The 13,123-nt window shown below is 33.2% G+C and carries 8 protein-coding genes; 2 read left to right on the forward strand and 6 right to left on the reverse strand.

Annotated features, from left to right (window positions below; genetic code table 11):
• The first annotated feature begins 27 nt into the window (after window positions 1-27).
• On the forward strand, window positions 28-1,002 hold the full coding sequence (ftsY, locus tag BLT80_RS14370) for a signal recognition particle-docking protein FtsY (RefSeq protein WP_092469168.1): 975 nt from the start codon (window positions 28-30) through the stop codon (window positions 1,000-1,002).
• Between the two features lie 138 nt (window positions 1,003-1,140).
• On the opposite strand, the gene BLT80_RS14375 is transcribed toward ftsY, so the two are convergent.
• Window positions 1,141-2,217 (reverse strand): serine hydrolase domain-containing protein, encoded by a 1,077-nt coding sequence (locus tag BLT80_RS14375; protein ID WP_092469170.1) that lies wholly within the window; start codon window positions 2,215-2,217, stop codon window positions 1,141-1,143.
• Between the two features lie 111 nt (window positions 2,218-2,328).
• On the opposite strand from BLT80_RS14375, the gene rimO reads away from it, so the two are divergent.
• Window positions 2,329-3,633, forward strand: a complete 1,305-nt coding sequence (rimO, locus tag BLT80_RS14380) for a 30S ribosomal protein S12 methylthiotransferase RimO (RefSeq protein ID WP_092469173.1) — start codon at window positions 2,329-2,331, stop codon at window positions 3,631-3,633.
• Window positions 3,634-3,752: 119 nt separating this feature from the next.
• Here the strand turns inward: rimO and BLT80_RS14385 are convergent, their stop codons facing one another.
• From BLT80_RS14385 to BLT80_RS14405, 5 genes are all read right to left on the reverse strand, one after another.
• Window positions 3,753-4,559: a hypothetical protein gene (locus BLT80_RS14385; RefSeq protein WP_092469175.1), complete on the reverse strand. Its 807-nt coding sequence runs from the start codon at window positions 4,557-4,559 to the stop codon at window positions 3,753-3,755.
• 225 nt (window positions 4,560-4,784) lie between these two features.
• Window positions 4,785-8,927 carry a DUF7619 domain-containing protein gene (locus BLT80_RS14390; protein ID WP_092469177.1) on the reverse strand — a complete coding sequence of 1,381 codons (4,143 nt, stop codon included), beginning with the start codon at window positions 8,925-8,927 and terminating at the stop codon, window positions 4,785-4,787.
• Window positions 8,928-9,026: 99 nt separating this feature from the next.
• Window positions 9,027-9,623 (reverse strand): SET domain-containing protein, encoded by a 597-nt coding sequence (locus tag BLT80_RS14395; protein ID WP_092469179.1) that lies wholly within the window; start codon window positions 9,621-9,623, stop codon window positions 9,027-9,029.
• 157 nt (window positions 9,624-9,780) lie between these two features.
• Window positions 9,781-10,152 carry a VOC family protein gene (locus BLT80_RS14400; protein ID WP_092469181.1) on the reverse strand — a complete coding sequence of 124 codons (372 nt, stop codon included), beginning with the start codon at window positions 10,150-10,152 and terminating at the stop codon, window positions 9,781-9,783.
• A gap of 77 nt (window positions 10,153-10,229) precedes the next feature.
• Window positions 10,230-13,052 (reverse strand): M16 family metallopeptidase, encoded by a 2,823-nt coding sequence (locus BLT80_RS14405; protein ID WP_092469183.1) that lies wholly within the window; start codon window positions 13,050-13,052, stop codon window positions 10,230-10,232.
• Window positions 13,053-13,123 lie beyond the last annotated feature (71 nt).

Here is a 13,123-nt window from a genome sequence, read left to right on the forward strand (position 1 = left end):
GGTGCTGATTAATAACCTAACAACAAAATGAGTTTTTTTAAAAAAATATTCTCTTCCGAAAAGAAAGAAACCTTAGATAAAGGCTTAGAGAAATCTAAATCTTCTTTTTTCAATAAATTAAATAAAGCCGTTGCCGGAAAATCTAAAGTCGATGACGACGTTTTAGATAATCTAGAAGAAATTTTAGTGACTAGTGATGTTGGTGTTAATACGACATTAAAAGTGATTACGCGTATTGAAGAACGTGTCTCAAAAGATAAATACTTAGGAACTTCTGAATTAAACCGAATTCTAAGAGAAGAAATTGCAGGCTTATTGTCAGAAACAAAATCTGGCGAAGATACAGAATACACTATTCCTGAATTGCCAAAACAAGCAGATGGTTCTAAAACACCGTATGTACTTATGGTTGTTGGTGTCAATGGTGTTGGAAAAACAACAACCATTGGTAAATTAGCGTATCAGTTTAAAAAGAAAGGTTTAAACGTTGTACTTGGTGCAGCAGATACGTTTAGAGCAGCAGCTATAGATCAATTACAAGTTTGGGCAGACCGTGTAGATGTGCCAATGATACGACAAGAAATGGGATCGGATCCAGCGTCTGTAGCGTTTGATGCGTTACAATCTGGAGTAAACCAAAATGCAGATGTTATTATTATCGATACAGCAGGACGTTTACACAACAAAGTGAACTTAATGAACGAATTGACTAAAGTAAAACGTGTGATGCAAAAAGTGGTTGGTGATGCACCTCACGATGTATTATTAGTTTTAGATGGCTCAACAGGACAAAACGCATTTGAACAAGCGAAAGAATTTACAGCAGCTACCGAAGTAACATCGTTAGCAGTAACTAAATTAGACGGTACAGCAAAAGGTGGAGTTGTCATCGGTATTAGTGATCAATTTCAAATTCCTGTAAAATATATTGGAGTAGGAGAAGGTATAGAGGATTTACAAGTTTTTAATAAATATGAATTTGTGGATTCGTTTTTTAAGTAGAATTCTTACGACGAAGGCAGGATTCTTATTTCTCTGAGTAAAACCTTCAATCATAATTATAGAGACACCAAAGTTTAAAGCCGAGTGCAATAATCATATTATTACATTCGGCTTTTTCTGATTTTTAAATGCCTTTTCTTAATTGATAAGGGCATTAATCTTCAACCAAAGCTCATTATCAAAATTTGAAAGAGCAAAATTGTCATCATCTGCAGATTGTCCCATTCTTACGATTACCAATTTTTTACTTGGGACCACATAAATTTTCTGATCATTTTTACCTAGAGCAGCATACATATCACTTGGCGCATTTGGAATCAGTTGACCAAGAAATTCAACCTGACTTTGTGGTAGATGGTAAGTCGATTTACCGTTTAACCACCATAAATATCCATAAGCTAAATTAATATCTTGAGATGTATTTGTGGCTTGAGCTAAATAATTTTCATTTAAAATTTGCAGGTCTTCCCATTTGCCATTTGCGTAACTCAATAAGCCAAATCGTGCCATACTTCTAGTCGTACTTGCATATACACTTAGACTACCAATATCAATCCAATTCCCAGTCATTCCTATTTTGTCTCTAAGATTGGTGTTAAAATAATTGTTCCAAGTTGTATTGCTTGCCTCTGCTACAATATCTTGCAGTTTTACATACACATTGTGATATGCCCAACGATTGCCTGCATCTGCCACATATTGTAAATTACTCGCTGAAACGTCGTCTCCTAAAGTATCATCTAACCCAGAAGTCATGGATAATAAATGTTCACAAGTGATTAGGTTTTCTTTTTCCATTGAAGCACTCGTCCAGCCAGTTCCTAAATAATCAGAAACTTTATTATTTATGTCAATAAGTCCATGTTCTTGTGCAATTCCAGCAACCGCTGTTGTTAATGTTTTTCCTGCACTGGCCCAATACCAAAGTGTTGAATTTTGATGACCATTAAAATAATGTTCTTGTACGATTTTTCCATTATGAAGAATTATAAAACTTTTGGAGTTCTTCTCTTCCAAGAAATCTAATAAGGGTTGAAGCTCATTCTCATTCCAATTTAATTCTGAAATGGATGTGGTTTCCCAATTATCTGAATTTATAGGAGGGAAATAAACGGCTTCAGGTTCTGGTTCATTCGAAGTTGAATCATCTTCCGATGAACATGAAAAGCCAAACAAAAGACCTAATATTAAAATGTAGAAATAGGTTGGTTTCATAATTTGTTTTTTTAAATAGGACTATAAAAATAGGAAAAAGTTTAATCTCACTACTCAGAAATCAATTATCGTAAATCATTCCGTATCTTTGCAAACTGATTTATAAAAAGCATGAGAACTAAGAGCACAAAAAAGAATAGAATCAACGTCATTACATTAGGTTGTAGTAAAAATGTTTACGATAGCGAAGTGTTAATGGGACAATTAAAAGCTAGCGGAAAGGACGTGGTCCATGAGCAAGAAGGTAATGTTGTGGTTATTAATACCTGTGGTTTTATTAATAATGCTAAGGAGGAAAGTGTGAACACCATATTGGAGTACATGCAAAAAAAGGAAGATGGAGAAGTTGATAAAGTGTTTGTTACAGGTTGCTTAAGTGAGCGCTACAAACCAGACTTACAGAAGGAAATTCCAAATGTAGATCAGTATTTTGGAACTACAGAGTTACCTGGCTTATTAAAAGCTTTAGGTGCAGATTATAAGCATGAATTGATTGGGGAACGTTTAACAACAACTCCAAAGAATTACGCTTACCTTAAAATTGCAGAAGGATGTGACCGACCGTGTAGTTTTTGTGCCATTCCAATTATGCGAGGAAAACACAAAAGTACTCCAATTGAAAATTTAGTGACAGAAGCTGAAAAATTAGCAGCCAATGGAGTTAAGGAATTAATTCTTATTGCTCAAGATTTAACGTATTACGGTTTAGATATTTACAAAAAAAGAAACCTAGCTGAATTATTAGAAAATTTAGTAAAGGTTGAAGGTATTGAATGGATTCGTTTGCATTATGCATTTCCAACCGGTTTCCCGATGGATGTTTTAGACATTATGAAGCGTGAACCTAAAATTTGTAACTATTTAGATATTCCGTTACAGCATATTTCTGATGATTTATTAAAATCGATGCGTCGTGGAACGACCAAAGAAAAAACGACTAAATTGATTCATGAATTTAGAGCTATTGTTCCTGAAATGACGATTAGAACGACACTTATTGTTGGTTATCCTGGTGAAACAGAAGCACATTTTCAAGAACTTAAAAAATGGGTTTCAGAAATGCGTTTTGAACGTTTAGGCTGTTTTACATATTCTCATGAAGAAAATACACACGCCTATAATTTAGAAGATGATGTTCCGGAAGAGATAAAAATGGAACGCGTTAACGAGATTATGGAAATGCAATCTCAAATCTCATGGGAATTGAATCAAGCCAAAATAGGACAAGAATTTAGAGTGGTTATTGACCGTAAAGAAGGGAATTATTTTGTAGGACGTACAGAATATGATTCACCAGACGTTGATAATGAAGTGCGCATTGATGCTACTAAAACATATTTAAAGACAGGTGAGTTTGCAACAATTAAAGTTACTGAAGCAGAAGACTTTGACCTTTATGGTGAGGTTGTAAATTAGTGGTAATAGTTTTTTGCTTGTAATAAGAGACTTACTTTCAATAGAATAAAGAACGATCTAATAGCTATTTTTAACTGCTATTAGATCGTTTTTTATTTTACAAGATAAAAAGGGAATGCTTAGCAACCATCTCTAGGCCCAAAAGTAAACACTAATTCTTGTTCCATTTTTTTTCCATTAGCATTTTCAGCCGGTGTCCATTTTCCGGGTATGTTTTTTAAGAGTTCTATAAATTTATCGTCGATAGTAGGATAACCAGTTGTCATGGCATCATGTTTTACATTGGTTACTTTTCCTTCTTTTGTAATTATAAATGAAAATTTAACGGCGTTAATCTTATCATCTTTTATAGCATACATTACATCTAAACTACTTTCTTTGAGATAGGTAATTAAGGCTTCTTTTCCCTCAACATAATTGGCTTGTATTTCTGGAACTATTGTAATATGAGGACCAAAAAATTTATCTTCTATAACACCAGTTATCATATTGTTGCCTTTAAATTCTGTTCTTATCGTAAAGTGATTAAAGAAATCCAAAGATCTTAAAAGTTTTATTTGCTCTTTTGTAAGTTGGTCTGTGGTTCCCAATTCATGTAATTCAGATAGTTGATTGTCTTTTATAACCGTAAGATTTACAGATTTGATATCAACTATTTGTTCTTTTTCGCCTGCATTCAGAAAATCATAAATGCTAGTCGCTTTGGCTATCTCTGATTTTTTTACGGCAGCAAACCTAGAATCTACACCATAGTATAAATCTGGAATAGCTTTGAGGTTTGGACCAATTATATCTTGGTTCTCTAAAACAAGGTCTTTGTTATTTGTTGGTACATTAGTCTCATTGTTATTCCAGTTTGTAAAACCAAGAATTAATAAGCTAAGAATTGCTAGTGTTGTGCCAAAAATGATAATGCTCTTTTTCATATCTAATTATTTTGAGATTAATTTTCTCAAATGTATTGTTGATAGATACTTAAGGCATTAAATTTAATGTCAAAAAAGTGTAAAATCTTTGTGAAATGCTTCAATAGGTAGAGTTAGACGTTGATAATGAAGTACAGTTTGATATAGCTCAAACATGTCAGAATATCTAACGAACAAAAAAAGCTTCAGCGTTAACTGAAGCTTTTTGCAAAATTTAAAAATCTTCTATTCAATAATTAACTTTTTAATTAATTGGTTGTTGTTGGCTTTTAGTTTTACAAAATACAAACCAGATTCTAAGTTTTCTATATTGAGTTGAAGTGTTTCAATTATTTCATTTTGAAGTATTAATTTACCTTGAACATCTATAATTTCTACTGAAGTATTTCCGATAGAAGCGTTCTTAAGTTTTATAGTTACAACTTGTTTTGCGGGGTTAGGATAAATTGTAAAATCATTATTAAACTCTTCTACCGATAAAAGCACATCTACAATTTCGGTTTCAAATGTATTGGTTATAACCGGTTCATTAAAGTCGAAATAAATCTCAGCAGTATTTGGTATAATTGTGCCAACATTGTAACCTGCAGTTGGCTTTATTCTATAATATAAGAATCCATGGCTATCCGCTTCATTAACTATTTCGGGTGCTAAGTTTATATTTTGATGATTAAATATGACTTGTCCATTGGTTTCAGTCATTACCACATTGTGACTAGAATTTAATAATTGTATGGTACTTGCATCGAGTAATGGGTCTAATGTGTTTTCTACACTTACATTTATAGCATCTGCAGTACCTAAATTTTGGAATCTAATGGTATAGTATAAATACTCATCTGTAGTTATAAAATCATTATATAATAGTTGTGGTCCATACGATTCTGAAATATCATTGGGATCGTAAGAATTAACAATAACTTCTGTTAGAGAAGAGGTGTTATTGGCAGTATCAGTATCGTTAGATGCCGAAATATAGGTTACGGAATTAGTAACTAAATCGCCAATATTGAGATCTGTTGCCACGCCTAAGTTTATTTCAATAGATTCTGGGACATTTGTTAATAAATCAACAAAGTCTAAGATAAAACCATTATCTGTAGGTGTAAGTGAATATCCTGGAGGCAAATTGTTAGCATTTACAAAGTTTAAATTAGAATCGTTAACAAACTCTACGCTACCAGAACTAATGGTATTTGCTCCGTAATTTTCTATGATCAAATGATTATAATAATTAAACCCTGGTCTAGGAGGTTCAGAATAGTTTAATAAACGAACAACAACATCTTCACATGGATTTTCTTCTACAATAGCAAATTGTATGTTTTCAACGGTGCCAGAAGTCACCGTTATATTTTCATACAAAGGAACCGTGACATCATAACAGTTTTCATTTTCTGAATATAAGTTAAAGGCAATGTCGTAAGTATCATTATAATCCGAAACTAAAATTGTAAAATCTCCAGTAGTTGAGTTCACTGTGTTAATTATGCCATTATTATTTTTCTCATAAGTAAAATAACCTTGCGTGAAGTAATTCTCTGTAGTGTCTTCAAAAATAGAATTGTTATTACGATCTCTAAACGCTTCAATATAGATGTTTGTGCCTGCACAAAACACATCATAATCTAAAGGCGTGTAACCTTGGTTGGTACAGCTGTAACTATTATCGGCATCCACAAAAATAGTAAGACTACCTCCAATAGATGTAAACGTTAAACCAGAGACATCACCATTGTTTCCATGTGGAGTACTGGCATTAAGATCGTTTCCTGCAGTATCTAAAACAACTAAATCATCATATTCAAATTCTACTTCTCCGGCGTTAAAAACGACGGTTATCGGCTCACCATTGACACTTTTGTAATAATATTCTGTTTGCTCGTTATCTCCATAACAATAGGTAGTATTTACAGGTGTTCCGCAATTAACAAATATTGGACAAGGTGCTACAATCAAATTCAAATAAAAGACCTTAAAACAACCAGATGTGTTTGTGCCTCTTACGTAGATCGTTCCGGGAGTTGTATACGAACCAATTATAGGATTAACATCATTATTAGCGTCATCTTCAGTAGTATGAAATGTGATGTTGATATCCGTAAGGCCATTTAGAATCTCATTGATCTTTGAATTCAAATCAAATTCTATAATGCCATTTCCGTTTTCATCACATCCTTCTAAATATGTTGGTTGTACAATTTCGGGTAATGCAACAGTTTCAATTTGAAGCGTAGTTGTGGCAAAGCAATCAGTGTTCATACTTTGAACTCTAACAAATATGTCTTGTGTAAATGGAAGTAAATTAAAATCGAAAAGATTCGCAGCTCCAGAAGGATCAGAATACGCTATAACATTTGTGTTATTGAGTGCCTCCTCTATATTTAAATAATAATAAACTCCATAATCTGCACTATCATTAGTACCCAAAATATCTGAAGCTGTACTTGTATAATCGAATTGCGTATAACCATCATTATCAGGGTCACAAGCAGTTAAAACAACCGAATTTACGATTACAGGTTCTGTTTCTGTGATTAATTCTACGGTTCCAATATTGAAACATTGTTCTGTAGCTAACGCACTAGAATAAAGTATTTGATAATTAGACGTTGCTGTATAGTTGTTAATATTTGTAATAGGATTGCTCTGTGTTAAGGCATCAGCTTCCGTCTCGTGTAGGGTGATATTACCATCGAAGCTATTTGTAATTTGATCTATTGCTAATTGCAAATCATAGGTTAAATCATTGCAATTGTATAATGTTGCTGTATCTAAATTTGGGTTGTTCTGTACCGAAATATTAAGTATAGTTGAACTAAAACAATCGGATGCATCGGCATCAACACGAACATAAAATCGGTTATTAAAGTTCTGATTTAAGCTGATGTCATTAGGGATAGATATTGCGTTAACACCTTGCAGCATGGCATTTCCGTTGTAATAATAAGAAACCGTTACATCTGCTTGGTCGTCTGTAATAGCCGACTCATAGATCGTTAAATCGAAATTAGAACCCGTATGACAGACCAGTTGATCTTCAATGTTGTTTGCTGTTACGGGGGTTCCGATATTTACAATTAAATCTAAAGGTTCTACTGTATAACAATTTTGAAAATTACCAGCTATATCGCCTGTTAGTTCCGATCTGATATAAATAGTTTGAGGGTTAGAACTATTCTGATAGTATAATGGTAATGGGTTTAGATTATTATACGCATCATTGTTTGTTGCATGGTAAGTTATTTCAGTGTCTCCATAGCCAGAATTAGAGTTCAGTATTTTATTTTGTTCTAAATTAAAAGTTGCCGTATCTGTTGTACTACAAGCTTGCAAAGGTGTGGTGTCCTCTATATAAGGATAAAACAAATAAACTTCAATAGGAGAAATACTTCGGCATCCTGTAGCGTTAGAGGTTGCAGCAATATATAAAGGCCCATTAGTCGTATAACTGTAATTACTTGGGTCTGGTATTGCGTTTGTATCTGCATTAGCGTCTTCTATAGTTTCATAATATGAAAATGTATAATTGTATTCATTATCATTGTTGATTAGATTGTATTGATATTGAACATTTTCAATAGGTAAGAAATTGTCACCAAATGAGTTGCACCATTCAAAGACAATATAGTCGTCTAAATCAGGTCTAGATACTGATAAATCAAATTGTGTAGTACCATAACTATTATCTGTTATGTTCTCTAATCTAACATAAACTGTTTGTGGGTTTGAGATGTTTGTGTAATTAAAAGCATTAGAAATTGAATTTAGGTTGTTGATAGCATCAGCTTCAGTTTCATAATAAGAAATACTATAATCTGAAACGTCGAGTCCATTTAAAATCGGTGCACTTTGTGTGGTTAAATCAAATGTGTTAAATCCGGTATTGTCATCATCACAGACTAACATATCTGAAGGTTCGCCACCTAAATATGGGGGCATACAACTCACATTAGCCTCCCAACCTAGAAGTGACGTATTAGAATCACTAACAAATTTTATAGTTAAAGATCCTGTACTGTTATTCGCTATAATTGTTCCTGGGTTATCTTCTAGATCTGAACCCGAAAAGTAACCTATAACAGGACTAGAAATGGTTGCTCCGTTATAAATAGTCATCCTATCTGAAAACTGAGTCTCAAACTGAATAAAGTCTAATCTTACGCTATTTTCAGAATTATCTGGAGAAATTGTAAGTATGTAATTTTCATTAATAGAATAATAATTACCACTATCGCCCGTACCTCCCGAATCTGTAAATGTTCCAGAACACATATAAAATCCTCCCGATTGCATTGTGAGTGTTTGTGCTTGGTTTGAGATAATTGAAAGGCATAAAAAAACTAAAAAGAGTATTGTTTTTTTCATTATAGGTAAGGCTTAGATTACGAATATAACTCTTTTCAATTTTTAATACCTGAAAACAGGGCTTCTTTTGATATAAGAAGTTGTTTGATTTAAATTGTATTATGCCTGATTTTCTAATTTAAAATAATTTTTTAAAATAGAATCCATTTCCTCTTTTCCATTAGCAATACGATTAATTTTTAACCATAAATCATTTTTTATTAAGGGTTTTAACGGTTGTTCGTTATCAATAATTTTGTTAAAAACGGCCTTAATTTTTTGGTCCCAAACGTTATGGTAATTAACTAAATCATCTGGATAGACTATTTTTCTTTCCGTGCCTTCATCAAGAGCTTCAAAGGGTTCTGTAATATTTAAATAACCATAATCGTCTGTTAATTGTTCTCCAGGTAAGATGTCTCTAATGGCAATTTCAAAGTCGTAAGCTGTGGTGAGACAATTAGAATTAAAACTATGATTAACAAACCGTCCATTATCCCAACAAAGAATGAAATTTCCCTTATTATTTCGATAAGAATACGTGTCTAAAATAGTTTTATAAATAGGATCCATGGCGTTAAACGTGTCGGGACTAAATTCTCGGTCTAATTCATCTAAGACCCAAGTTATAGTTCCGGCAGGAATAAACTCAGTGGCAACAACTCCGTAGCCAATCTCTTGGCTTATAAATTTTAATTCTGTTTTTGGGTGAATCATATCGTTTTAAATTAAGTGTATGCTTAATTAAAAATAATACTTTTTTTAATTCAAAAATAAGTCGGTTGAAAATTATTATTGACCTTTATTTGGCTTCAGAATTCTCTTGAGTATGCGAGAACTGAACCAAGTGTTAAGAATATAAGTTCACTGTTTTCTATATATGTTGATCTATTAAAATAGCATTACCATCAGGATCTAAAACTACAAAACTTGCAGGTCCTGAAGTCGCTTCATCAGCTTCGTTCTCTAATTTAATAGTATTACTTTTTAAATGTTTTTGAATGTTTCGCACATCATCAAAAGTTTTAAGTGTTTTGGCGTTTTGATCCCAACCAGGATTAAAGGTGAGCATATTATTTTCAAACATCCCTTGAAATAATCCCACAAGGGTTGATTCATTTTTCATAATAAGATAGTTCTGTTCTAAATCTCCACCAAAAACAGAAAATCCTAAGGTTTCATAAAAAGCTTTTGAAGCTTTAATATCTTTAACGGCTAGACTAATTGAAAAGGCTCCTGGTTTCATAATTTATTCTTTTTTGTAATACTAAAAGGTATTGAATGTTTGAATTTTCAATACCTTAAAATATAAGCGTTACTACTTTAATTCAGTAACACAGCGTCACCAAATCCTAATCCGTTTAATTTACTTAATTGAGTTTCGGCATCACCAACAATCACATAAATCATTTGATTTGGGTTTATGTACTTTTCAACAAGTGCTTTAATGTCGTCTACGCTTAAATCTTTTACAATAGATTGGCGTTGTTTAGCATAATCGTCTGCATAACCATAATTACTAATATTACTCAGCATGTTTAATTTAGAACCTAAAGTTTCAAACGCACGAGCACTACTTTTTAAGGTGAATCCTTTTGTGATTTCTAAATCAGCTTCACTATAATTGGTGCCATAATTTTCTAAAATCTCTTTAATCAAAGCGGCAGATTCATAAGTAACGTTAGTACGAATAGAACTATTAATTGAAAATTCTCCTGTATTAGCGTCACCATCAAATCCAGATCTTATACCGTAAGTGTAGCCTTTAGATTCGCGTAATTCTTGTGTTAATTGCGAAGCAAAACTACCACCTCCTAAACGGTAATTCATTACAGAAGCAGCATAGTAATCCGTATCAGTAGCTTTTAAGGATGGATAGCCAAATGCGATAACCGATTGTTTAGCTCCAGGTACATCATAGAAAAACACTTTAGAAGTTTCTGGTGTTATAGCTTGCGGTAATTCTGGAATCATAACATCCTTAGATTCCCAAGTTGTATTGATAGTTTCTAAAGCTGCGATAACATCATTTTCTGGAATTGAACCGACAACGTGTACATTCGTGAGTTTCGGAGTTAATTTAGTCGTGTAAAAATTTTGTAAATCTGAAATCGTAATCGCATTTACGGATGCTTCAGTACCGTTATTGTTATATGCTAAAATGTTGTTTTTACCATATAATTGCTTTGCAAATTCATTAGCAGCAATACTATTTGGATTTGCTTTTTGGCGTTGAATTCCACTGATAGTACTTTGCTTTAATAAGTTGAATTCTTCTTCATCCCAACGTGGTTCTAAAAGAATTTCAGTCACTAAAGCCATAGTGGCATCAAAATGTTTTGCTAAGGTTGTTCCAGAAATAGTGACACTATTATCTGTTGCATAGCTGTAAATTTGAGCTCCTAAACTCTCAATGGCATTTTCTAAAGCTTCAGGTGTTTTGTTTTTTGTGCCTTTGCTCATTAAGTTGGCCATAAGGTTTGACACTCCAACTTTATCAATTTGTTCTAATAGTAAACCACCTTTTATTTCCAATTCAAATTCTACTAATGGCACTTCGTTATTTTCAATACCAAAAACTTTGATTCCAGAATCTAAGTTGTGTTTCCACACTTTAGGAATTACTAAATCTGGACTTTTTCCATATTCTGGTTCTACAGATCTATCAAAACTGCTTGCTGTTTTTTCGTAATTAGCAGCTATGCTAGCATCAAAAGTATCTTCTGCACCTTCAATTATTTGTTCTTCTTCTACAATGGCATGCTGAGAATTATCTAAAACTAAATTTATTTGTCCTTTTGGAACAAAGCTCGTTGCAATAAATTTTTGATCCTTAATGTATGTGTTGTAAACACGCATCACATCGTCTGGAGTGACGGCTAAAATGTTTTTTACATCTTGATTGATAAAACCAGGATCGCCTGCAAAAATTTCATATTGTGCTAATTGAAACCCTTTGCCTAAAACACTAGATAATCCTTTATAGAAAGATGTTTCTTGTCCGGCTTTTATACGGTTTAAATCCGTTTCAGAAATCCCATTCATTTCAAAATCTCTTAAACCTTCATTAATAGCATTAGCAACGGTATTTAAGTTGGTTTGATCGAATGCTGTAACCATTAACATTAATTGTCCGGCTATTTCAGAAGAACTTTGATACATGCCGACATTGCTTGTTAATTGCTGGTTTTCAACCAAAACTTTATATAATGGCGCTTTTTTACCTTCAGTTAAGTATTGCGATAATACGCTTAGGGCATAGGTATCTGGGTGATATTCATAAACGGTTGGCCACGTCATGGTTAATCGCGGTGCACGTGCAAAATTGTCTTCATAAAATAAGCGTTTAGACGTTTTTAATGTTACTGGTTGCTTTTCCATTTTAGGAATATCTTCTCCTCTTGGAATTTCATCAAAATACTTTTTAACCCATTCTTTCGTTTGCGCTACATCAATATCTCCAGCAATGGTTAAAGTCACGTTATTTGGAACATACCAACGTTTGTAAAACTCTTTAACATCGTCTAATGTTGCATTTTGCAAATCTTCTAAGGATCCAATGACTTCCCAACTATACGGATGGCCTTCAGGGTATAGATTACTATTTATTACACTAGAATTAAAACCATAAGGTTGGTTGTCTACACGCTGACGTTTTTCGTTTTTAACCACTTGTTTTTCTTTAGCCAAAACAGGTTCGGTAACTGTATTAATAAAATAGCCCAGTTTATCGGCTTCTGCCCAAATCATTTTCTCTAGAGCATCTTTTGGTACAGTTTGAAAGTAATTGGTACGATCTTGACTTGTAGAACCATTAGCGCCAGAACCCCCAATACGAGCACTCATTTGGTCTAAACCGCCTTTACCTAAGTTTTCAGATTCTAAGAATAAAAGGTGCTCAAATAAATGTGCAAAACCAGTTCTTCCTGTTTTTTCACGTGCTGATCCTACATGCGCTGTTAATGCTACAGCTGCTACTGGATCTGATTTGTCGACGTGAAGAATGACTTGTAAGCCATTATCTAAAGTGAATTTTTCGTACTCGACTTTAAATTCTGGAGTCGTTTCTTTGGTGTCGTTTTCTTTACAAGATGTTATTGTAAAAAGCACTAAAAAGGCTAAAAGTATTGATTTGATGTGTTTCATAATTATGTATTTGAGTGATGATGGTTCAAGTTATATCAGGTTGAGCATAGTTGAAAGTCGGATATGTTGCT

This window comes from Winogradskyella thalassocola (assembly GCF_900099995.1).
Classification (GTDB): Bacteria; Bacteroidota; Bacteroidia; order Flavobacteriales; family Flavobacteriaceae; genus Winogradskyella; species Winogradskyella thalassocola.